20 protein-coding genes are annotated in these 21,318 nt (G+C 72.6%); 8 read left to right on the top strand and 12 right to left on the bottom strand.

Features of this window, described 5'->3' with window-relative positions; translation table 11 throughout:
* Window positions 1-25 precede the first annotated feature (25 nt).
* The 7 genes from N7925_RS34650 to N7925_RS34620 all read right to left on the bottom strand — a co-directional run bounded on the left by N7925_RS34650 (window position 26) and on the right by N7925_RS34620 (window position 8,869).
* Entirely contained in the window at window positions 26-2,413 is a 2,388-nt protein-coding gene (locus N7925_RS34650; RefSeq protein WP_274346242.1) for a phosphoketolase family protein, read from the bottom strand.
* Between the two features lie 43 nt (window positions 2,414-2,456).
* Window positions 2,457-3,869 (bottom strand): NADP-dependent succinic semialdehyde dehydrogenase, encoded by a 1,413-nt coding sequence (locus tag N7925_RS34645; RefSeq protein WP_274346241.1) that lies wholly within the window; start codon window positions 3,867-3,869, stop codon window positions 2,457-2,459.
* Between the two features lie 162 nt (window positions 3,870-4,031).
* Window positions 4,032-4,490 (bottom strand): ATP-binding protein, encoded by a 459-nt coding sequence (locus N7925_RS34640; RefSeq protein WP_274346240.1) that lies wholly within the window; start codon window positions 4,488-4,490, stop codon window positions 4,032-4,034.
* 192 nt (window positions 4,491-4,682) lie between these two features.
* A complete protein-coding gene (locus N7925_RS34635; protein WP_274346239.1) occupies window positions 4,683-6,782 on the bottom strand; it encodes a xanthine dehydrogenase family protein molybdopterin-binding subunit in 2,100 nt (699 codons plus the stop codon).
* A 68-nt stretch (window positions 6,783-6,850) separates the two neighbouring features.
* The gene (locus tag N7925_RS34630) at window positions 6,851-7,852 is read right to left on the bottom strand and encodes an FAD binding domain-containing protein (protein ID WP_274346238.1); all 1,002 of its coding nucleotides are present in this window, start codon (window positions 7,850-7,852) and stop codon (window positions 6,851-6,853) included.
* Window positions 7,849-8,418, bottom strand: a complete 570-nt coding sequence (locus N7925_RS34625) for a 2Fe-2S iron-sulfur cluster-binding protein (RefSeq protein WP_274346237.1) — start codon at window positions 8,416-8,418, stop codon at window positions 7,849-7,851. Before N7925_RS34625 ends, N7925_RS34630 begins: the two co-directional genes overlap by 4 nt.
* Window positions 8,419-8,479: 61 nt before the next feature.
* The gene (locus tag N7925_RS34620; protein WP_265603468.1) at window positions 8,480-8,869 is read right to left on the bottom strand and encodes a hypothetical protein; all 390 of its coding nucleotides are present in this window, start codon (window positions 8,867-8,869) and stop codon (window positions 8,480-8,482) included.
* A gap of 229 nt (window positions 8,870-9,098) precedes the next feature.
* Between N7925_RS34620 and N7925_RS34615 the strand changes: the two genes are divergently transcribed.
* Both N7925_RS34615 and N7925_RS34610 read left to right on the top strand, forming a co-directional pair.
* Window positions 9,099-9,440 carry a DUF6479 family protein gene (locus N7925_RS34615; RefSeq protein ID WP_265603467.1) on the top strand — a complete coding sequence of 114 codons (342 nt, stop codon included), beginning with the start codon at window positions 9,099-9,101 and terminating at the stop codon, window positions 9,438-9,440.
* A gap of 334 nt (window positions 9,441-9,774) precedes the next feature.
* A complete protein-coding gene (locus tag N7925_RS34610; protein ID WP_265603466.1) occupies window positions 9,775-10,584 on the top strand; it encodes a VOC family protein in 810 nt (269 codons plus the stop codon).
* Between the two features lie 6 nt (window positions 10,585-10,590).
* On the opposite strand, the gene N7925_RS34605 is transcribed toward N7925_RS34610, so the two are convergent.
* Window positions 10,591-11,169: a DUF6328 family protein gene (locus tag N7925_RS34605; RefSeq protein ID WP_274346236.1), complete on the bottom strand. Its 579-nt coding sequence runs from the start codon at window positions 11,167-11,169 to the stop codon at window positions 10,591-10,593.
* Window positions 11,170-11,374: 205 nt separating this feature from the next.
* Between N7925_RS34605 and N7925_RS34600 the strand changes: the two genes are divergently transcribed.
* Window positions 11,375-11,755 (top strand): VOC family protein, encoded by a 381-nt coding sequence (locus tag N7925_RS34600; protein ID WP_274346235.1) that lies wholly within the window; start codon window positions 11,375-11,377, stop codon window positions 11,753-11,755.
* Between the two features lie 78 nt (window positions 11,756-11,833).
* On the opposite strand, the gene N7925_RS34595 is transcribed toward N7925_RS34600, so the two are convergent.
* Window positions 11,834-12,331 carry a GNAT family N-acetyltransferase gene (locus N7925_RS34595; RefSeq protein WP_274346234.1) on the bottom strand — a complete coding sequence of 166 codons (498 nt, stop codon included), beginning with the start codon at window positions 12,329-12,331 and terminating at the stop codon, window positions 11,834-11,836.
* A gap of 31 nt (window positions 12,332-12,362) precedes the next feature.
* Window positions 12,363-12,767: a J-domain-containing protein gene (locus N7925_RS34590; protein WP_265603462.1), complete on the bottom strand. Its 405-nt coding sequence runs from the start codon at window positions 12,765-12,767 to the stop codon at window positions 12,363-12,365.
* Between the two features lie 220 nt (window positions 12,768-12,987).
* Between N7925_RS34590 and N7925_RS34585 the strand changes: the two genes are divergently transcribed.
* Both N7925_RS34585 and N7925_RS34580 read left to right on the top strand, forming a co-directional pair.
* Entirely contained in the window at window positions 12,988-13,569 is a 582-nt protein-coding gene (locus tag N7925_RS34585; RefSeq protein WP_265603461.1) for a hypothetical protein, read from the top strand.
* Between the two features lie 86 nt (window positions 13,570-13,655).
* Window positions 13,656-14,096 (top strand): hypothetical protein, encoded by a 441-nt coding sequence (locus N7925_RS34580; protein ID WP_274346233.1) that lies wholly within the window; start codon window positions 13,656-13,658, stop codon window positions 14,094-14,096.
* Between the two features lie 110 nt (window positions 14,097-14,206).
* Here N7925_RS34580 and N7925_RS34575 read toward each other — a convergent pair whose 3' ends face one another.
* Window positions 14,207-15,004, bottom strand: coding sequence for a tyrosine-protein phosphatase (locus N7925_RS34575; protein WP_274346232.1), 798 nt, complete (start codon window positions 15,002-15,004; stop codon window positions 14,207-14,209).
* 123 nt (window positions 15,005-15,127) lie between these two features.
* Complete coding sequence (locus N7925_RS34570) at window positions 15,128-15,655, bottom strand: SHOCT domain-containing protein (protein WP_265603458.1); 528 nt, start codon at window positions 15,653-15,655, stop codon at window positions 15,128-15,130.
* 267 nt (window positions 15,656-15,922) lie between these two features.
* On the opposite strand from N7925_RS34570, the gene N7925_RS34565 reads away from it, so the two are divergent.
* The 3 genes from N7925_RS34565 to meaB are packed head-to-tail and all read left to right on the top strand — an operon-like array spanning window position 15,923 to window position 21,075.
* Window positions 15,923-17,785 (top strand): methylmalonyl-CoA mutase family protein, encoded by a 1,863-nt coding sequence (locus tag N7925_RS34565; protein ID WP_274346231.1) that lies wholly within the window; start codon window positions 15,923-15,925, stop codon window positions 17,783-17,785.
* Window positions 17,785-20,010, top strand: coding sequence for a methylmalonyl-CoA mutase (gene scpA, locus N7925_RS34560; RefSeq protein ID WP_274346230.1), 2,226 nt, complete (start codon window positions 17,785-17,787; stop codon window positions 20,008-20,010). The genes N7925_RS34565 and scpA overlap by 1 nt, the downstream gene beginning before the upstream one ends.
* Before the next feature lie 12 nt (window positions 20,011-20,022).
* Complete coding sequence (gene meaB / locus N7925_RS34555; RefSeq protein ID WP_265603455.1) at window positions 20,023-21,075, top strand: methylmalonyl Co-A mutase-associated GTPase MeaB; 1,053 nt, start codon at window positions 20,023-20,025, stop codon at window positions 21,073-21,075.
* Window positions 21,076-21,318: the final 243 nt, after the last annotated feature.

The following is a 21,318-nucleotide window of genomic DNA, read 5'->3' as shown; positions in this document are numbered from 1 at the left end:
GGGACAGATCCGTTGACCGACGCCGTCAGCCGCCCCACGTCCAGTCCACGACCTCCGGCAGGTCCGTGCCGTGCTCGCGGATCCAGGCGTGGTGGCGGGTGCGGACGTCCGCCATCTCCTGGCGTACGGCGACGGCCCGGACGCCGAGACCCGGTACCCGGTCGATGACGTCCATGACCAGCCGGTAGCGGTCGAGGTCGTTGCGGACGACCATGTCGAACGGCGTGGTCGTTGTGCCTTCCTCCTTGTAGCCGCGCACATGGAGGTGGGCGTGGCCGTTGCGGCGGTAGGCGAGCCGGTGGATCAGCCACGGGTAGCCGTGATAGGCGAAGATCACCGGCCTGTCGCGGGTGAACAGGGCGTCGTACTCGGGGTCCGGCATGCCGTGCGGGTGCTCCGTGTCGGGCATCAGGCGGGCGATGTCGACGACGTTGACCACGCGCACGGCCAGCTGAGGCAGATGGCGGCGGAGCAGGCCGGCGGCGGCCAGCGTCTCCTGGGTGGGTACGTCCCCGGCGCAGGCGAGGACCACGTCCACCTCCCGGCTCCCGTCCTCGGTCCCGGCCCACTCCCAGGCTCCGGCCCCGCGCGCGCAGTGGGCGCGGGCCTCGTCCAGGGTGAGCCAGTCGAAGGTCGGCTGCTTCCCGGCGACGATCACGTTGACGTAGTCCCGGCTGCGCAGCGCGTGGTCGGCGACGGAGAGCAGGGTGTTGGCGTCCGGTGGGAGGTAGACGCGCACGACCTCGGGGCTCTTGTTGAGGATGTGGTCGACGAAGCCGGGGTCCTGGTGCGAGAAGCCGTTGTGGTCCTGGCGCCAGACGTGCGAGGTGAGCAGGTAGTTGAGCGAGGCGATGGGCCGCCGCCAGGACAGTCGGCGCGAGGTGCGCAGCCATTTGATGTGCTGGTTGACCATCGAGTCGACGATGTGGGCGAAGGCCTCGTAGCTGGAGAAGAGCCCGTGTCGTCCGGTGAGGAGGTAGCCCTCCAGCCAGCCCTGGCAGAGGTGTTCGGAGAGCACCTCCATCACGCGGCCGTCGTGGGCGAGGTGTTCGTCGGTGGGCAGGGTGCCGGCCTGCCAGGCCTTGCCGGTGGCCCGGTAGAGGGCGTCCAGCCGGTTGGAGGCGGTCTCGTCGGGGCCGACGACGCGGAAGTCCCTGCGGTCCTCGGTGGCGGCCATGAGGCTCTCCAGGAGGCCGCCGAGCACCTTGGTCGGCTCGTGGAGGGCGGTGCCGGGCTTGTCGACCCGCACGGCGTGGTCCGCCGGGTCGGGCAGCGGGAGGTCGCGCAGGAGCAGCCCGCCGTTGGCGTACGGGGTGGAGCCGAGCCGGGCCGCTCCCTCGGGCACACAGGCGAGGACCTGTTCGGTGGGGCGGCCGTCGGCGTCGAAGAGTTCGGCGGGCCCGTAGGAGCGCAGCCACGCCTCGAGCTGCCGCAGGTGTTCCGGGTGGTCGCGGACGCCGGAGAGCGGGACCTGGTGGGAGCGCCAGGTGTTCTCGACGGGCAGTCCGTCGACTTCTTCGGGTCCGGTCCAGCCCTTGGGGGTGCGCAGCACGATCATGGGCCACCGGGGGCGCTCGGTGGCGCCGTCCTCGCGGGCGGCCCGCTGGTGGGCGCCGATGCGGTCCAGGGCGGTGTCCATGGCGGCGGCCAGCGCCCGGTGGACGGAGGCCGGGTCGTCGCCGCCGACGAACAGGGGGTCGTGGCCGTAGCCGCGCAGCAGTTGGCCGAGCTCCTCCTCGGGGATGCGGGCGAGGACCGTCGGGTTGGCGATCTTGTAGCCGTTGAGGTGGAGGATGGGCAGGACGGCCCCGTCGTGGACCGGGTCGAGGAATTTGTTGGCATGCCAGGAGGCGGCGAGCGGCCCCGTCTCGGCCTCGCCGTCGCCGATCACGCAGGCCACCGTCAGGTCCGGGTGGTCGAAGGCGGCTCCGTAGGCGTGGGCGAGGGCGTAGCCGAGTTCGCCGCCCTCGTGGATGGAGCCGGGCGTCTCGGGGGCGACGTGGCTGGGCACGCCGCCGGGGAACGAGAACTGCTGGAAGAGCCGCCCCATGCCCTCGGCGTCCCGGCCGACGTCCGGGTAGGTCTCGGAGTAGCTGCCTTCCAGCCAGGAGTTGGCGAGGACGGCCGGTCCCCCGTGGCCGGGCCCCCACACGCACAGGGCGCTCAGCTCCCGCGACTTGATCACCCGGTTGAGGTGGGTGTGGACGAGGTTGAGCCCCGGCGAGGTGCCCCAGTGGCCGAGCAGCCGCGGCTTGATGTCCTCGGGGACGAGCGGCCGGGTCAGCAGGGGGTTGGCCAGCAGGTAGATCTGTCCGACGGCGAGGTAGTTGGCCGCGCGCCAGTGCGCGTCGAGTGCGGCGAGTTCGTCGTCGGAGAGGGCGGAGGGCGCGGAGGGCGTACGGGGGTCGCTCACGGAGCAGGTCTCCTCGTCGGGTGACGGCACACGGGCGGGGGTGTCAGGACGCCTCGGGTCCGTACCAGAGTGTGGTGGCGTTGCAGAACTCGCGGATGCCGTGTCCGGCCAGCTCACGGCCGTAGCCGGAGCGCTTGACGCCGCCGAAGGGCAGGGCCGGGTGCGAGGCGGTCATCCCGTTGAAGAAGACTCCGCCGGCCTCCAGGTCGCGGGCGCAGCGCTCCTGCTCGCCGGGGTCGCGGGTCCAGACGTTGGAGCTGAGGCCGAACGGGGTGTCGTTGGCCAGGTGGATCGCCTCGTCGAGGTCGGCGACCCGGTAGAGGGTGGCGACCGGGCCGAAGGTCTCCTCGCGGTGGATGCGCATGGCGGTGGTGATGGAGGCGAGCACGGTGGGCTCGTAGAACCAGCCGTTCTCCAGGCCGCCGCCGAGCCTGTCGGGCCGGCGTCCGCCGCACAGCGCCTCGGCTCCCCGTTCGACGGCGTCGTCGACGAGTTCCTCCAGGTCGCTGCGGCCCTGTTCGGTGGAGAGCGGCCCGATGTCGGTGCCCTCCTCCAGGGGGTCGCCGACGGTCAGGGCGCGCATGCCCGCGATGAACCGCTCGGCGAACGCGTCGTACACGTCGGCGTGGACGATGAAGCGCTTGGCGGCGATGCAGGACTGGCCGTTGTTCTGGACGCGGGCGGTGACGGCGGTGGCGGCGGCCTTCTCCACGTCCGCCGAGGGCAGAACCAGATAGGGGTCGCTGCCGCCGAGTTCCAGCACGGTCTTCTTCACCTCGTCGCCGGCGGTGGAGGCGACGGAGCGCCCGGCCGGTTCGCTGCCGGTGAGGGTGGCGGCGGCGACGCGCGGGTCGCGCAGGACCGCCTCGACGGCGCCCGAGCCGATCAGGAGCGTCCGGAAGCAGCCGGCGGGGAAGCCCGCGCGGTGGAAGAGGTCTTCCAGGTAGAGGGCGGTCTGGGGCACGTTCGACGCGTGCTTGAGGAGTCCGACGTTGCCCGCCATCAGGGCGGGGGCGGCGAAGCGCACCACCTGCCAGAGCGGGAAGTTCCACGGCATCACGGCGAGGACCACGCCGAGGGGGCGGTAGCGGACCAGCGCGCCGGAGGCGCCGGAGTCCTTCACGTCGTCGGGGTCCGGGTGTTCGTCGGCGAGCAGCCCCTCGGCACGGTCGGCGTACCAGCGCATCGCCTTCGCGCACTTGGCCGCCTCCGCGCGGGCCGCCGTGACGGGCTTGCCCATCTCGACGGTCATCGTTCGGGCGATGGTGTCGCGGTCCTCGTCGAGGAGGTCGGCGGCCCGGTTCAGCCAGCCGGCCCGCTGCTCGAAGGGCGTGGTCCGGTACTGGCGGAAGGTCTCCGCGGCGGCGGCGATCCTGCGTTCGGTCTCCGCCTCGTCGAGGGCGTCGAATGACCTGATCAGTTCGCCGTTCGCGGGGTTGACCGTCGCGATGGGCATGGCAGTGGCCTCCTTTGCATCGGTACTCCGACCGTGCCGCGCCGCACCCGTCCGCGCAACGCGGCCCTCCCCTCCCCCGCACGTACCCGGCCGACGCGGATCATGCGTGCCGGGGCAGCGCGTTCCGCGTCGGCCGGGTGAGGGGGCCGCTCCTCCGGGCGGTTACACGAGCGCCGCCAGGGGGGCGTGGCGGGCGGTACGGACGCCGGGCCGCGGGGCGTACGGGAGCAGGCCCGCGGGCTGCGGCGCCTCGGCGTAGCGGGTGAACCAGACCACTTTGCCGTCCGTGGTTCGGCAGGTGCCCCAGCTGTCGCTCAGGGCCATGACCCTGCTCAGCCCGCCGCCGGCCGGCAGCAGCCGGGGCATCCGGGCACTGCCGTCCGCTACGGACACGGTCACGTGCCGCCCGGTCCAGCGGAGTTCGAGGACGCAGGTGTCGCCGTCGCCGACATGCCGGTGGACGTTGGTCAGGAGCTCGTCCAGGGCCCGGCACACCGGCCGGACGTGCAGGTCGAGACTCCAGTGACGAAGGTGTGCGGCGACGATCCGCCGCACCTGGGAAACGCGCTCTGCCGACACCTGCGTTTCGACCGAGTAGTGCCGGTCGAGTGGAACGGTCATCGTCGAGGCTCCTCACCACGAGGCCCACGTCCTTCACCCCGTCGTACTTCACCCCGTCGTACGAACGTCCCCCGAACACGAAGCGTGAGCACAGATCACTTCTGGGTCACTCATCAGGGTGCGTCACGTAGGCCGGACGCGCAACAGGTGGGCCGTCCGTGCTGGTGGAGAGCGGTGTCCGGCGCGGGCCGTTCACAGCAGGTAGGGCAGCAAGGTGTCCGGGGTGAGGGGCAGCTCGCGCAGCCGGGCGCCGGTGGCGTGGCGGACCGCGTTCCCGATGGCGGCGGCGGTGCCGACGATGCCGATCTCGCCGATGCCCTTGGAGCCCATCGGGTTGAGGTGGCGGTCGTCCTCCTCGATCCAGTGCGCCTGGATGTCGGCCGTGTCGGCGCAGACGGGCACGTGGTAGGCGGCGAGGTCCTTGGCGGTGAAGTCGCCGAAGTCGGGGTCGATGCCGCAGCCCTCGGTGAGGGCCATGCCGATGCCCATCACCATGCCGCCGGTGAACTGGGAGCGTGCGGTGCGGGCGTTGAGGATGCGCCCGGCGGCGTACACGCCGAGGAGGCGGCGTACGCGGACCTCGCCGGTGACGGCGTCGACGGCCGTCTCGGCGAAGTGCGCGCCGAAGGCGTGCCGGGCGTACGGGGACTCCTCGCCGGTCTCCTGTTCGGTGTCGGCGGTGGTGGTGATCCCCTCGGCGGGCAGGGGGCCCGGTTGCGCCGCGAGGCGGGCTGCGAGGTCGGTCGCGGTCTTGTGCACGGCCCAGCCCCAGGAGGCGGTGCCCGAGGAGCCGCCGGCCAGCGGGGCGGCGGGCAGGTCGGTGGAGCCGATGTCGACGCGTACGGCCTCCGGGGCGACGCCGAGCGCGTCGGCGGCGATCTGGGCCAGGACGGTGCGGGCCCCGGTGCCGATGTCGGTGGCGTTGACGGCGACGCGCAGGGCGCCGTCCCGCGCCGCGTGGGCGGTCGCGGAGGACCGGGAGACGAGGACGGGGTACGTCGCCGAGGCCACGCCCGTACCGATGAGCCAGCGGCCTTCCTGGCGGGCGGCGGGCCGGGGGTCGCGGTCGTGCCAGCCGAACCGGGCCGCACCGTCGCGCAGACAGGCGGCGAGGCCGCGGCTGCTGAAGGGGCGGCCGCTGTCCGGTTCGGTCGCCGGGTCGTTGCGCAGCCGCAGCTCCACGGGGTCCAGGCCGAGCGCGCAGGCCAGCTCGTCCATGGCGGACTCCAGGGCGTACATCCCCGAGGCCTCCCCCGGGGCGCGCATCCAGGAGGGGCTGGGAACGTCGAGGGCGGTCACCCGGTGGGCGGTCCGGCTGTGCGGCGAGGCGTACATGACGCGGGCGGGCACGGCGGCCTGTTCGACGAACTCCTTGACGGTGGAGGTCTGGGTGACGACCTCGTGGCTGACGGCGGTGAGCACCCCGTCCAGCTCCGCGCCGAGCCGGACCCGCTGGATCGTGGGGGCGCGGTGGCCGACGACCTCCGCGAGCTGGGCCCGGGGGAAGGCGAGTTTGACCGGACGGCCGGTGTGCCGGGCGGCCATCGCGGCCAGGACCCCCTGCGGGCGGGTGGTGCCCTTCGAGCCGAAGCCGCCGCCGACGTGCTCGGAGACCACGGTGATCCGGTCCGGGTCCAGGCCGAACGCCTGGGCCAGGCTGTCGCGGACCTTGGTGGCGCCCTGGCTGGAGTCGTGGACGGTGAGGTGGCCGTCGTGCCACTCGGCGGTGGCGGCGTGCGGCTCCATGGGGTGGTTGTGCAGGGCGACCATCCGGTACGTGGCGTCGACCTGGACGGGCGAGGCGGCCAGGGCCCGTTCCACGTCACCGCGCACCCGGACGGCCGGCTCACCGCCGTTGGCCTCGTCGGGCGTGTAGAGGCCGGAGTGGTCCTCGGTGAGGGTGACGTCGTGCGGGTCGCGTTCGTACTCGACGAGGAGTTCCCCGGCGCCGGTCCGGGCGGCCTCCAGGGACTCCGCGATGACGAGGGCGATCGGCCAGCCGTGGTGCGGGACCCGGTCGTTCTGGAGCACGGCGAGGATCGGGTCGTCGGGCTCCTGGAGCTCGGGCGCGTTGTCGTGGGTGAGGACGGTGTGGACGCCGGGCACGGCGAGGGCGTCGACGGCCCGTACGGCGGTGACGCGTCCGGCCGCGACGGTGGCCGGGACGGTCCAGGCGTACAGGCAGCCGGCGGGCGCGCGGTCGAGCGCGTAGCGGGCGGTACCGGTGACCTTGTCCCGGGCCTCTCTGCGGACGACGGGCGCACCGGGGAACTGCGGGGCTTGCGTGGTCATGGCGGTGGGTCCCTCGGGGGTCGGTGGTGCGGGCGGGCGGTGGGCGCTTGGGCGGAGGCCCCGGCGGTTCAGCCGGTCCGCGCGGGCTGCCGGGCGGTGAGTTCGCCGAGCACGTCGAGGGCCAGTCGGCGGGCGAGGTCCACCTTGAACGCGTTGTCGCGCAGCGGCCGCGCCTCGGCCAGTTCGGCGATCAGGGCGTGCTGGAACACCGCGGGCGTGGCCGGAGCACCGAGCAGCTCGGCCTCCGCCCTGCGGGCCCGCCACGGCCGGTGGGCGACACCGCCGAACGCGAGCGTGGCGTGTTCCACGCGGCCGGCGTCCACCCGGAGCGTGGCGGCGACGGAGACGAGGGCGAAGGCGAAACTGGCGCGGTCGCGGGCCTTGCGGTAGCGGGTGGCCGCCCCGGGCGCCGGCGGAGGGAGCAGCACCTCGGTGATCAGCTCGCCGGGCCTGATCACGGTGTCCTGGTCGGGGTTCTCCCCCGGCAGGCGGTGGAACTCGGTGAGGGGGACGGCCCGTTCGCCCTCGGGCCCCAGGAGGACCACGGTCGCGTCGAGCGCGGCGAGGGCCACGGCCATGTCGGACGGGTCGGTGGCCACGCACTCCGGCGAGTGCCCGAGGATCGCGAGGTCCCGGTGGGTGCCCTCGCGTGCGGGACAGCCGGAGCCGGGGAGCCGTTTGTTGCAGGGTTTGGAGACGTCCTGGAAGTAGCGGCAGCGGGTGCGCTGGAGCAGGTTGCCGCCGGTGGTGGCGGAGTTGCGGAGCTGGCCGGAGGCCCCGGCCAGCAGCGCCTGGGACAGCACGGGGTAGCTCTCCGTCACGTCGGGATGGGCGGCGAGGTCGCTGTTGCGCACGGTGGCGCCGATGCTCAGGCCGCCGTCGGCCGTCCGGGTCACCCGGTCCAGTGGCAGCCCGGCGACGTCGATGAGGATCCGGGGCGTCTCCACGCCGAGCTTCATCAGGTCCACCAGGTTGGTGCCGCCGCCGAGGAAGCGGGCGCCGGTGCCTTCCGCGCAGAGCCGGACGGCCTCGTCGGTGGAGGCGGGGCGCACATAGCCGAACGGTTTCACTCGATCACGTCCTCGATGGCTTCGACGATCCGGGGGTAGGCCCCGCACCGGCACAGGTTGCCGCTCATCCGTTCCCGGATCTCGTCGGCGTCGAGTGCGACGGGTGCGGCCGGTTCGGTGGCGGTGTCCGGTTCGGTGACGTGCGAGGGGTGGCCGTCCGCGGCCTCGCGGAGCATGCCCACCGCCGAGCAGATCTGGCCCGGGGTGCAGAAGCCGCACTGGAGGGCGTCCCGCTCGACGAACGCCCGCTGCACCGGGTGCAGGCTATCGCCGTCGGCGAGCCCTTCCACGGTGGTGATCGCGGCGCCGTCCTGGGCGACGGCGAGCAGCAGACAGCTGTTGACCCGCCGCCCGTCGACGAGGACCGTGCAGGCCCCGCACTGGCCGTGGTCGCAGCCCTTCTTGGCCCCGGTGAGCCCGAAGCTCTCCCGCAGCGTCTCCAGGACCGTGGTGCGGTGGTCGACGGTCAGCGTCGTCGGGTCACCGTTGACGTGCAGGGTCACGGTGGAGTGTTCGTCGACGACCGGTTCCGGTTCGAGGTCGGCCCCCAGAGCGAGGGAATCCATGCGCGCGCCTTTCGCTTCGCTGCGGGGCTGGGTCACCCCGGTCGTGTTCTCGTACCGGCCGTCAGCGGCTCTCCAGCCGCAGCCTGACCTCCTGCTCCTGGTCGCCGGCGGCCGTGCCGACGACGCTCACCGCGAAGGCGCCGGTGAGGTGGGTTCGCAGCCGGTCGACGGCCCAGTAGCCGCCCTGGGCGTCCACCGTGACCGGTTCGGTGAGGCGGGCGGGGGTGGCGGCCGCCCTCGGTTCGGACACGTCCACGGTGGTGACCCAGACGGTCGGGCGGGGGCCCGAGGCCGACGTGGGGGTCTCGCCCATCGGGTGGTCGGAGGCGAAGGAGGTGGCGAGCACGTCGAACACGGTCCGCGCGTCCTGTGTGTCACAGCGGCTGAGCGAGACCACCACCTCCCGGTCCGCCGGGTGATCCTGGCCGTTGCGCTCGGGGGTGCTGTTCACCGTGATTCCTTCCACTGGGGTGCCGGCCTGCGGGACCACTCCAGGCTGACCCCGCGTCCGGCCGACGGCGACACGGGAAGCGTCCGAAAGAGGACTTGAGCTCCCGGAGAACGGGCAGGAGGGCGGTCCTGGCCCACGGTCTTGAAACGCCTTTCCCGTAAGATACCCATAAAACATGAATTGCTGTGAATAGCTGACTGATGCCCTTCTCCCGGGGTATGGGCATGACATGTATGTTCTGAATGCAGTCAACGCGGTCGAGGTGTCCGCCGAAGTCCCGCTCGCGGACGGCACGGGGGCTCTCGGGCTGGTCCTGCCCGTCGTGGCGCTGGCCCTCGTCGCCCTGCTGATCGGCGGCTTCATCCTCACCAAGCGCAAGCACGACGCCGAGCCGCCGCCGCCCCAGCCCCATGAGCAGCCGGAGAAGCCGGATCAGCGCACCCACATCGAGCAGCACGACCCGCACTCCTCCGACCGGTTCCCCGCGGACGGCCACGCCCTGTCCCCGTACGAGCTGAAGGACCACGGCAACGGTCCTCTGCCGCCCGACGAGGAGCAGCCGCGCGGCTGACCGCCCGTCCCGCGGGGCATCAGGCCGGCCCCCACGGCGGGCTTTCCGCGCTCCGCCGGGACGGCCACGAGTCCCCCGAGGGTCTGGGCGCTGCTGGCCGCGGTCGGCATCTTCGTGATGGGCGATTATTTCTGGTCTACCAGGACACGGCGGGTCTCATCGTCCTCGGCGTCGCCTTCGTCGCCGAGGCGACGTCCCTGGGGCGGGCCCTGCGCCCCACGCGTGCCGGACGGTGACCGGGGCCCGCGTTGCGGGACCGGGCGGGCCGGTCAAGGCTGGTTGCTGGACCGCAGCGGCAGGGCCGGACGCCGCTCCCCGACGAAGGCAGTGGACCATGACCGGAAGCGATCCCCGTACGGCCTCGGCAGCACCGCTCACGGGGCCGGCCGCACCGTGCTGGGTCACTCTCATGACCCGGAACCTGGAAACCGCCCAGCGTTTCTACGCGCAGGTCCTGGGCTGGTCGCTGCGGACCGGCCGGCTCGGGGCCGACTACTCCGTGGCCTACCGCGGCGAGGTACCGGTGGCCGGCGTCTTCGCCGTCTCCTCGGCGTACCAGGTCGCGGTGGCCTGGACGCCGTACTTCGCGGTGGAGGACGCGGACGTGGCCGCCGCCCGGGTCCGCGAGCGCAGCGGGACCGTGGCGGTGGGACCCCTGACGCTCGGCAAGGGGCGCGGAGTGCTGGCGTCGGACCGGGACGGAGCGTCCTTCGGCCTCTGGGAGCGCACCGAGAACTCCGCCTCGCCGCCGGCCCCGGCCGGCCACGCGCACGCCTGGCTGCGGCTGCGGACCCGTGACGCCTTCGACGCGGCGATCTTCTACGGCGAGGTGCTCGACTGGGCTAGCGGGCGGCCCGGGTGCTGCGATGTCGCCTACGAGGGCGACGAGGTGATCGTGCGGTGCGAGGGGCATCCGCTGGCCCGGATCAGCTCCGGGGCCGTGGAGGCGGACGTCGACCCGCTGGTGCGCCCGCACTGGCAGGTCCAGTTCCCGGTGGCGGACCTTGCGGCGACGGTCTCCGCGGCCGAGCGGCACGGCGGCGCCCTCGTCGAGGAGCGCACCGGCTTCGGCGGCACCGAGGTCACCCTGCGGGATCCGGACGGCGCGCTGTTCGCGGTGACCGATGTACGCAGCCCGGCCTGACCCGCTTCAGGTGGCGCCGCTCCCCCGGTCGGACGACTCGTCCCCGTCCCTGTCCTCCTCCTCGCCCCCGTCCTTCTCCTCGCCCTCGTCCTCGTCCTCGGGATCCCGTCGGCCGGAGCGCCCCCGGGCCAGGGCCCATACCGGGAAGACGAACCAGCAGGCGACGAACCAGAGGGCCATCGCTCCCACGAGCCACAGGGCCAGCTGGTTGTGCAGGGCGACGCGCAGGATCAGCAGGAGCACCGAGCACATCGTGCAGAACAGCAGCACCAGGCCGAGCACGGTCATCCGGGAGGCCCATATGACCGTCTCGGGCTTCATCCGGCGGCCGGTGAGGAGCCGGTGGTACGACACGGGGCCGATGAGCGCCGCCGCGGTCGCCGAGCCGAGCATCACCGTGACGACGTAGATGTTCCGGTCGGTGTCGCCCAGCTCCGTGAACCGCGACTGGAAGACCACCGCGAGCAGGAAACCGAAAAGGATCTGCACCCCGGTCTGGGCGACGCGCAGCTCCTGGAGCAGTTCGGACCACTGCCGGTCCGCCCGCTCCTCCTGGGTCTCCTGACGGCCTCTGCTGGATGTCACGTGGCCTCCCTTTCTCCTCGAGGGTCCCGGCGGGAACGGCGGCGGGCCGATGGCCGGATCTCACAGGTTCCCCGCGGGCACGGGCGTAACCCCGTGGACCGGTGTGCGCGGTCCGCCTATGATCGCGGCAGGGCATCGCGCGTCGGTCACCGGCCGGGTGAGGCGTGGAGGTAGCCCGTGAGATGCCCGTTGGAGGCATTCCACCGTGTCAGTCGAGTTGAACCACACCATCGTCCATTGCCGGGACAACCGCGAGTCCGCCGAATTCCTGGCGGATCTGCTGGGCCTGACGGCCGGAGAGGACTGGGGTCCGTTCGTTCCGGTCGTTCTCGCGAACAGCGTCACGCTGGATTTCGCGACGGTTCCCGCCGCTTCGATCACCCCGCAGCACTACGCCTTCCTCGTTTCGGAGGCGGAGTTCGACAGCGCGTTCGCGAAGATCCAGGCTCTGGGAATCGATTTCTTCGCCGATCCCCATCAGAAGATTCCCGGCGAGATCAACCACCACGACGGCGGACGGGGCGTGTACTTCCCCGATCCGAGCGGCCACGGCATGGAGTTGATCACCCGCCCGTACGGCGGCTGATCAGCTTCTGAAGCACCCCGTCCCGGAGCCCGGCCGCGCACTGCGGCCGGGCTCCGGTCGTTCCCGGCAGGGCGCGCCTCAGCCGATGCGGAGCAGGAGTTCGGGGCGGTCCCACATGACCGCCGGCGGGTCGGCCCGCACCGTGCCGACGGGCTCGGCGCCGATGCTCCGGTAGAAGCCCTCGGCGGGCGGGTGGGAGACGATCCGGACGTCCGTGAGCCCGGCGCTCCGGGCCTCCTCGCGGAGATGGGCGGCGAGCTGTCGGCCGACGCCGCGCCCCTGGGCGGAGTCGGCGACGAACATCAGGTCGAGTTCCGGCGGGTCGAGGAGCAGCGCGTAGAAGCCGAGGATCCGGCCCGTGCCGCCCTCCGCGGCGACGAAGACCCGGTGCGCCTCGATGTAGTCCGGCCCGACCCGGTAGCCCTCGACCATCGGGGCGTACGGGCCCTCGTAGGCGCCTGATGTGCGAACGAGCCGGGACAGCCGGCCGGCGTCGCCCGCCGAGGCCCGGCGGACCGTCACGTCGGCACGCCGCGGTGCGCGCCCGCGCCGCCGCCCTGCCCTGCCCGATCCCATACGGCGAGTATGCGGCACCGTGGTGGCGGCCTCAGGCCGGGTCGCGTTCCTCGCGCCAGCGGCGGACGGCTCCGTCCACGTCGAAGGGGGTCAGCCGCAGCGGCGGGCCCTCGGGAGGCATGCGGATCGCCCGCTCGATCTTCTCGTTCACCTCGGTCAGGATGCGGCGCACCTCGGCCTCGGTGCGGGCCGCGGCCACCGCGCGGGGTACGTCCTCGGCCTCTTTGCGCAGGGCCAGCGCGGGCGGCAGCATCGACACGCCCTCCCGCTGCATCTTCTGCTTGATCCACCAGGCCTCGTCGTACGGGCGTTCCAGGCCGGCGATCGGCTTCCCGAAGCCCGGGAGCGCGGAGAAGTCGCCGCGTTGTTCCGCCTCGTGGATCTGCCGGTCGACCCAGGACTCGAAACTGACTCCCGGTGGTTTGCGCTCCGTCATCGCGTGTCCTTCCGACCTGCCGCCGATCCGACGCTTTCACCCTATACAGAGCGTTGGCCGGAGCCCTCCCGGCGGAGTCCGCTGCCTCGAACGGGGATCCGGGGGTACACGACCCCCTGTACTTCGCCCGGCGGTTGCCGCCGGGCTCGGACCGAAAGGGGTTGACCACTGTGCGACAGCAGAGCTACGTACCGGCCGATGAACGTCGGGGGCGGTAGCCATGACGACAACGATCATCATCATCATCGCCGTGGTCGCCGTGGCGGCCATCGCGGCGTTCTTCCTTCTTCGCGGGCGTCAGGCCGGCGGCAGGGGGCTGCGTGGCCGCTTCGGGCCGGAGTACGACCGTGTGGTCGCCCGGCACGGTGGGGACACCGCGGCGGCCGAGCAGGAGCTCGGCGACCGGGTGAAGCGGCACGGGCACCTCGACGAGCGCCCGCTGACCGAGGAGGCGCGCGCACGGTACGCCGCCCGCTGGGCGAGCGCCCAGGAGCTGTTCGTGGAATCGCCGGAGCGGTCGCTCACCGAAGCCGACGCGCTGCTGGCCGATCTGTCGCGCGAGCGCGGCTTCCCGGACGGCGAGGACTTCGAGGACCGTACGGACGCACTCTCCGTCCACCACGCAGCGCACGTCGACGGCTACCGCCGGGTGCACGCCGCTCGTCGCGGCGATGTGAGCACCGAGGAGATGCGTGAGGCCCTGATCGAGGCCCGCGGGCTCTTCGACGGCCTGCTCGCGGACGGTCCGTCGGGGCATGAGCACGGCAACGGGCATCTGGTGAAGGGACGCGGTACATCATGACGCGGACACCGAACGGAAAGACGGGTCTGCCCGAGGGTGCGGGCCCCATCGACACGGGTACGCCCGTGAGGAGCCCGGTCACGCCCGTGACGGCTCCGAGGACGGTCACGGGCGAGGAGCCGGCCGGCCGTACCGGGGCTGACCCCCGTACCGCCCCCGGCCCCACGGTCCCCGAAACCCCGGGCCACCCGGTCCCCCAAGCCGGGCCGGACGCCGCCCGGGGGCCGGCCGAGGGCGGACCGCACCCCGACAGGCCGCTGTTCGCCCCGGAGGAGCGGGAGGCGTACGCCGCCCGGATCCAGCAGGCGGTGACCGGCTTCGTGGAGGACCCGCACCGGGCGGTGCGGGAGGCCGACGCCGCCTTCGAGGAGGTCGTCGCGAGCCTCGGGGCCGCCCTGGCGGAGCGCGGGCGGCGCCTGCGCGCGGGGAAGGACGGGAGCGACCAGGCCTCCGGGGCGGAGACCGAGGATCTGCGGATTGCCCTCCAGCACTACCGCGACCTGACCGAACGCCTCGTACGCCTGTAGCCGGGCGGCTCCAGCACGCGGAAAGGCGGCCGGTCCGACCGGATTCCCGGTCGGACCGGCCGCCTTTCCGCGGCCCTGCGCCCAAGCGTCGGCGCCGCGCCGCGGCCGGTTCAGCCCCGGATCACCAGACCGTCGCGCAGCCGTTCCAGTGCGGCGTCGGGTACGCGCAGCCCGTTGCGCACGTAGCCGTCGAGGCCGCCCCAGCGTTCGTCCATGGCGTCGAGCGCCACATCCAGGTAGCGGGGGCGGACCTCGATGATCGCTGCGGCGACGGCGGGGTCGCCGCCACCGTCCAGGAACTTCGCCACGTACGGGGCGAAGGCGGCCCGTACGGCGGGATTGACCGCGAGGAAGTCCGACCGCACCGTCGCGCGGGCCGCCCCCAGGAGCATCAGCAGGACGGCTGCCGCCCAGCCGGTACGGTCCTTGCCCGCCGTGCAGTGGAAGAGCACCGGGCGCGCACCGGGGTCGGCGGCCGTCTCCAGAAAGGCCCGGTAGGCGGCCGCGGCGCCCGGCGAGAGGACCATCTTCCGGTAGGTCTCGGCGAACAGTTCCTCCGCCCTGCCGCCGCCGAGCGTCCGTTCCGCCTCCACCGGGTCGGCGAGCAGGGACCGCAGCCGGGCGGGCGCCACACCCGGGTGGTCGCCCAGCACATCGGCGACGAAGAGCCTGGCCCGGTCCGGCAGCCGGTCCGGGGCCCACTGGCGTTCGTCGGCGGTGCGCAGGTCCACGACGGTGCGGATGCCGAGCGCGGACACCGCCCGGTCGCTCGCCGGGTCGAGCTCGCTCAGCTGACCCGAGCGGAACAGGACGCCCTGCCGCACGCGGCGGTCACGGCCCAGGGCGATACCGCCCAGGTCGCGCAGATTGACAACGGTGGCGGCCGGAACGGTCCGGGCGGTCTGCACGATGAACTGCCTCTTTCCCTGATGAATTCCAGGAATTCCACATATCAGGATCAACGTCGCATGCAGTAAGGAAAGCGCCACGGGAGGGCTCCGGGCGGCACCCCGGGGGGCGTCGGCCGGACATCAGTCCGACAGGAGCTTCGTCTTCTGCTCCGCGAACTCCGCATCGGTGAGGACGTCCCGCCTCCACAGTTCGGCGAGCCGCTCCAGCCGGGTGATGATGTCATCGCCCGCGACCTCCTGCTCATCGGATTCACCGGGATCGCGGGCCCCCAGGCGCTCGTGCGCGACGAACGTGCCGCCGGCCTCGCGGGCCGCGTGGGCGAGCCGTGTGGTCCACAGGTCCTCCCGGACGACGATCGCCACGACATCACCCCCGGGCACTCCCCGGTCGAGCCTTTCGACGTCCTCCGCGCCCAGGACCGCCGCCGCCCCACCCTCCCCCGTATCGGCGGGAACCACTCCCTCGGGGTCCAGCTCCCGCAGTTCCACCGGGGCCAGCGCGCCGCCCTGGGCCCTGCGTACGAAGGCCAGGTCGCCCGTCCGTACGGCTCCGGACGACACGGCGTCGGCGAGCGCGGGGGCGACCGCCCCGGTGAAACGACTGCCGGGGAAGGCGATGACGAGGTACTCCACAGGTCCGACGGCCACGGTCGCGTCCTCTCCGTATCCCGGCGGCCACGGGGGCGCCGGGGTGGATACGGCATTCCAGGGATGGCATAAAAAATCAGGAAACTTCACACATAATATGCATCTCTGTACCGATTCATCTCGATGTCGAGAACCGTCGTGTTGCCACTGCCCGCCCGCCACGCCGACTATGCGACTGTATGTAACGGATCATGTACTTGAGCGAGAGGGCAAGGTCACAGCATGCGCCCCTGCTGCTGGTTCGGCGCACTGGCCTAGCATCTGACCATGACGGTCCAGCCTGCTGACGGGCTCTCTCCCACCGCCGCGTTCCCCGACCCTTCCCATGACCAGTGGCAGACCCTCGTGGAGGGCGTACTGCGCAAGTCTGGCAAGGAAGTCTCGGGCTCGGCCGCCGAGGAAGCGCTGTCCACCACACTGGAGGACGGGCTCACCACCCGCCCCCTCTACACCGCGCAAGACGAGACGCCGGACACCGGCTTTCCCGGCTTCGCCCCGTTCACCCGGGGCAGCAGGGCCGAGGGGAACGCGGCAGGCGGCTGGGGCGTGCGCCAACGCCACACCCTGACCGACCCCGTCCGGCTCAACGAGGCCGTGCTCGGCGATCTGGAGAACGGCGTCACCTCCCTCTGGCTCACCGTGGGCGGCCCGGTGGGCGTACCCGTCGACGGGCTCGCCCGGGCGCTGGAAGGCGTGTACCTCGACCTCGCGCCCATCGCCCTCGACGCCCCGGCCGACCTGGACGCCGCGGCGACTGAGCTGCTGCGGCTGTACGGGGAACGCGGCATCGCGAAGAGCGAGGCGCGCGGCACGCTGGGGGCCGACCCGCTCGGCCACGAGGCCCGGACGGGCGTCGAGGCGGACCTCACCGCCGCCGTGCGCTGGGCGCGGGTGTGCGACGCGGAGTACCCGGGGATCCGGGCCATCGCCGTGGACGCACTCCCCTACCACGAGGCCGGCGGTTCGGCCGGCGAGGAGCTGGGGCTCTCCCTGGCCGCCGGCGTCGCGTACCTGCGGGCCCTGACCGGTGCCGGGATGAGCGTGGAAGCGGCCTGCGGGCAGCTGGAGTTCCGCTACGCGGCCACCGCCGACCAGTTCCTGACCATCGCCAAGCTGCGCGCGGCACGCCGGCTGTGGGCGCGGGTCGCCGAGGCCTCCGGGGCCCCTGCCGCCGGATCCCAGCGACAGCACGCCGTCAGCTCGCCGGTGATGATGACGCGCCGCGACCCGTGGGTGAACATGCTGCGCACCACGCTGGCCACGCTGGGCGCGGGGGTGGGCGGCGCGGACTCCGTGACCGTGCTGCCGTTCGATCACGCACTGGGCCTGCCCGACGCGTTCGCGCGGCGGATCGCCCGCAACACCTCGACGATCCTCATGGAGGAGTCGCACCTGGCACGGGTCATCGACCCGGCGGGCGGCTCCTGGTACGTGGAGCGGCTGACCGACGAACTCGCCTCGGCCGCCTGGGCGTTCTTCCAGGAGACCGAGCGGGCGGGCGGTCTGCCCGCCGCCCTGCGCTCCGGGAGGGTCGCGGAGCGGCTCGCCGCCACCTGGGCCGCGCGCCGTGCGAAGCTGGCCCGTCGCAAGGAGCCGATCACCGGGGTGAGCGAGTTCCCGCAGCCGGGCGAGCGCCCGGTGGAGCGCGAGCCCGCGCCCGACGCGTACGCGGGTACTCCGGGCGGGCTGCCCCGGGTCCGGCGCGACGAGGCGTTCGAGGTGCTGCGCGCCCGCTCCGACGCGCACCTCGCGGCGACCGGGAGCCGCCCGAAGGTGTTCGTCGCCGCGCTCGGTCCGGCCGCCGCGCACACAGCGCGGGTCTCCTTCGCCGTCAACCTCTTCGGGGCCGGCGGGATCGAGGCGGTCCACGATCCGGTGTCGGTGGAAGCGGACACCGCCGCCGGCGCCCTGACCGCCTCCGGGGCGACGGTCGCCGTTCTGTGCTCGTCGGACACGCTCTACGCCGAGCAGGCGGAGCAGGTGGCCGGTGCGCTGAAGTCGGCGGGAGCGGCACGGGTCTTCCTCGCGGGACGCCCCGGCGAGTACGCCGGGGTCGACGCATACGTCTTCGCCGGCTGCGACGCGGTCGCCGTTCTCACCTCCGTACTCGACCGCATGGGAGTGGCGTGATGACGACATCGCCCACGGATCAGAAATCCTCCGTTCCCGACTTCTCCGACGTGCCGCTCACGGCGGCCGCGCCGCCCGCCGGTTCCGCCGAGGAGTGGCAGGCGGCCGTGACGAAGGCCGCCGACGGCTCCGAGGCCCCGCTCTGGGAGACGCCCGAGGGCATCACGGTCAAGCCGCTCTACACCGGTGAGGACCTGGAGGGCCTGGACGCGCTGCACTCGTATCCGGGGATCGCCCCGTATCTGCGCGGGCCCTACCCGACGATGTACGTCAACCAGCCCTGGACGATCCGTCAGTACGCCGGTTTCTCCACGGCCGAGGAGTCCAACGCCTTCTACCGGCGCAACCTGGCGGCCGGCCAGAAGGGCCTGTCCGTCGCCTTCGACCTGCCGACCCACCGGGGCTACGACAGCGACCACCCCCGGGTGACCGGTGACGTCGGCATGGCCGGGGTGGCGATCGACTCGATCTACGACATGCGCCAGCTCTTCGACGGCATCCCGCTGGACCGGATGTCGGTGTCGATGACGATGAACGGCGCGGTGCTTCCGGTGCTGGCGCTGTACATCGTGGCAGCCGAGGAACAGGGCGTGCCGCCCGAGAAGTTGGCCGGGACCATTCAGAACGACATTCTGAAGGAGTTCATGGTCCGCAACACCTACATCTATCCGCCGACGCCCTCGATGCGGATCATCTCCGACATCTTCGCCTTCACCTCGAGGAAGATGCCGCGCTACAACTCCATCTCGATCTCCGGCTATCACATCCAGGAGGCCGGGGCGACGGCCGATCTGGAGCTGGCGTACACGCTGGCCGACGGGGTGGAGTATCTGCGCGCCGGTCGTGAAGCCGGGCTGGACGTCGACGCGTTCGCGCCGCGGCTCTCGTTCTTCTGGGCGATCGGCATGAACTTCTTCATGGAGGTCGCGAAGCTGCGGGCGGCCCGGCTTTTGTGGGCGCGTCTGGTGCGGCAGTTCGACCCGAAGAACCCCAAGTCTCTCTCCCTGCGCACCCATTCGCAGACGTCCGGCTGGTCGCTGACCGCGCAGGACGTGTTCAACAACGTGACGCGTACGTGCGTGGAGGCGATGGCCGCGACGCAGGGGCACACCCAGTCGCTGCACACCAACGCGCTGGACGAAGCGTTGGCGCTGCCCACCGACTTCTCGGCGCGGATCGCCCGTAACACGCAGCTCCTGCTCCAGCAGGAGTCCGGCACCTGCCGGGTCATCGACCCGTGGGGCGGCAGCGCGTACGTGGAGAAGCTGACGCGGGACCTGGCGGACCGGGCCTGGCAGCACATCGAGGAGGTCGAGGCGGCCGGCGGGATGGCGAAGGCCATCGACGCGGGCATCCCCAAGCTCCGGGTGGAGGAGGCCGCCGCGCGCACGCAGGCGCGGATCGACTCCGGGCGGCAGCCGGTGATCGGGGTGAACAAGTACCGGGTGGAGACCGACGAGAAGATCGACGTCCTCAAGGTCGACAACTCCTCGGTGCGCACCCAGCAGATCGAGAAGCTGCGCCGGCTGCGCGAGGAGCGCGACGAGGTGGCGTGCCAGGAGGCGCTGCGCGCGCTGACGGCCGCCGCCGAGCGTGACCCGGGCCCGGGACTGGAGGGCAACCTGCTGGCGCTGGCGGTCGACGCGGCGCGGGCGATGGCCACGGTCGGGGAGATCTCGGACGCGCTGGAGAAGGTGTACGGGCGGCACGCCGGACAGATCCGTACGATCTCCGGTGTGTACCGCAACGAGGCAGGAGAGTCCCCTTCGGTGGACCGCACCCGCGCACTGGTCGAGGCCTTCGAGGAGGCGGAGGGCCGCCGTCCGCGCATCCTCGTCGCCAAGATGGGGCAGGACGGGCACGACCGGGGCCAGAAGGTGATCGCCACGGCCTTCGCCGACCTGGGCTTCGACGTGGACGTCGGCCCGCTGTTCCAGACGCCCGGCGAGGTGGCGCGGCAGGCCGTCGAGGCAGACGTGCACATCGTGGGCGTCTCCTCGCTGGCGGCCGGACACCTCACGCTCGTGCCCGCGCTGCGCGAGGAGTTGGCCGCCGAGGGGCGTGAGGACATCATGATCGTGGTGGGCGGGGTGATTCCGCCGCAGGACATCGAGGCGCTGCACGAGGCGGGCGCCGCCTCGGTCTTCCCCCCGGGGACGGTGATCCCGGACGCGGCCCACGACCTGGTGACGCGGCTCGGCGCCGCGCTCGGCCACGAGCTGTGAGCCGCTGACCGGATGGCTGCGAAGATCGACATCGACGGTTATGTGCGGGGAGTGCTCGACGGGAAGCGGGCGTTCGTGGCGCGCGCGATCACGCTCGTCGAGTCGACGCGAGCCGAACACCGGGTGCTGGCCCAGCAGTTGCTGAGCCGGCTGCTGCCGCACGCGGGGGCGGCCCGGCGGATCGGGATCAGCGGAGTGCCGGGCGTGGGCAAGTCCACGTTCATCGACGCGCTCGGCACGATGCTCACGGGGCTCGGGCACCGGGTGGCGGTGCTGGCGGTCGACCCGTCCTCCAGCCGTACGGGCGGCTCCATCCTGGGCGACAAGACCCGGATGGAACGCCTCGCGGTGGACCCGGCCGCCTTCGTCCGCCCCTCCCCCACGGCGGGCACGCTGGGCGGGGTGGCCAAGGCGACCCGGGAGTCCATCGTGGTGATGGAGGCGGCGGGTTACGACGTGGTGCTGGTGGAGACGGTGGGCGTCGGGCAGTCGGAGACGGCCGTCGCCAACATGGTCGACACCTTCCTGCTGCTGACGCTGGCCCGTACCGGCGACCAGTTGCAGGGCATCAAGAAGGGCGTCCTGGAGCTGGCGGACGCCATCGCGGTCAACAAGGCCGACGGTCCGCACGAGCGTGACGCCCGCTCGGCCGCGCGCGAACTGGCGGGCGCGCTACGGCTGATGCATCCGGCGGACGCGGCCTGGACGCCCCCGGTGCTCACGTGCAGCGCGCGTGAGTCGAGCGGTCTCGACACCCTGTGGGAACGGCTGGAGCAGCACCGGACGCTCCTGGAGTCGACCGGCCGGCTGGCGGCCAAGCGCCGCGACCAGCAGGTGGACTGGACGTGGACGATGGTCCGCGACGCGTTGCTGGACAGCCTGCACAGCCACCCGGCGGTGCGGAAGCTCGCACCCGAGCTCGAACAGCGGGTCCGGGAGGGCACGTTGACGGCGACGCTGGCCGCCGAGGAGATCCTCGCGGTGTTCCGCGCGGGCGAGTTCGGTGCGGGCGAGTTCCGTGCGGGCGGAGCGCGTCGCGAGGGCGGCGCGGAAGAGTCCGGCTGAAGGCATCGCCGTCGCTCGCCGAGGCGGGTGCGCACCGAGGGCCCCTGGCATCCAAGGTCCACCACGGGGCCCTCGGCTTCCGGATGCCGGTGTTCCGGATGTCGGTGTTCCGGATGTCGGTGGGCGAGGGCCCGGTGGGGTGGGGATCGGGCCGGACGGGTGGCCTGGGTCCTGTCGTCAGACTCCCGTCGTCGCCCGGAGGGCGGCCCCGCGGGTCAGGTGCGCGCTCTCGGCGTGCCGGGC

This window comes from Streptomyces sp. CA-278952 (genome assembly GCF_028747205.1).
GTDB lineage: Bacteria > Actinomycetota > Actinomycetes > Streptomycetales > Streptomycetaceae > Streptomyces.
The sequence above is the reverse complement of the archived record's forward strand: the minus strand, read 5'-3'. Positions and strand labels throughout refer to the sequence as shown.

Excerpts from the sequence above, each read along its gene's own strand:
- N7925_RS34645 (WP_274346241.1), bottom strand. The coding sequence starts at position 3,869 with ATGCCCATCGCGACGGTCAACCCCGCGAACGGCGAACTGATCAGGTCA.
- N7925_RS34640 (WP_274346240.1), bottom strand. The coding sequence starts at position 4,490 with ATGACCGTTCCACTCGACCGGCACTACTCGGTCGAAACGCAGGTGTCG.
- N7925_RS34635 (WP_274346239.1), bottom strand. The coding sequence starts at position 6,782 with ATGACCACGCAAGCCCCGCAGTTCCCCGGTGCGCCCGTCGTCCGCAGA.
- N7925_RS34625 (WP_274346237.1), bottom strand. The coding sequence starts at position 8,418 with ATGGATTCCCTCGCTCTGGGGGCCGACCTCGAACCGGAACCGGTCGTC.
- N7925_RS34615 (WP_265603467.1), top strand. The coding sequence starts at position 9,099 with ATGTATGTTCTGAATGCAGTCAACGCGGTCGAGGTGTCCGCCGAAGTC.
- N7925_RS34610 (WP_265603466.1), top strand. The coding sequence starts at position 9,775 with ATGACCGGAAGCGATCCCCGTACGGCCTCGGCAGCACCGCTCACGGGG.
- N7925_RS34595 (WP_274346234.1), bottom strand. The coding sequence starts at position 12,331 with ATGGGATCGGGCAGGGCAGGGCGGCGGCGCGGGCGCGCACCGCGGCGT.
- N7925_RS34590 (WP_265603462.1), bottom strand. The coding sequence starts at position 12,767 with ATGACGGAGCGCAAACCACCGGGAGTCAGTTTCGAGTCCTGGGTCGAC.
- N7925_RS34585 (WP_265603461.1), top strand. The coding sequence starts at position 12,988 with ATGACGACAACGATCATCATCATCATCGCCGTGGTCGCCGTGGCGGCC.
- N7925_RS34565 (WP_274346231.1), top strand. The coding sequence starts at position 15,923 with ATGACGGTCCAGCCTGCTGACGGGCTCTCTCCCACCGCCGCGTTCCCC.
- scpA (WP_274346230.1), top strand. The coding sequence starts at position 17,785 with ATGACGACATCGCCCACGGATCAGAAATCCTCCGTTCCCGACTTCTCC.
- meaB (WP_265603455.1), top strand. The coding sequence starts at position 20,023 with ATGGCTGCGAAGATCGACATCGACGGTTATGTGCGGGGAGTGCTCGAC.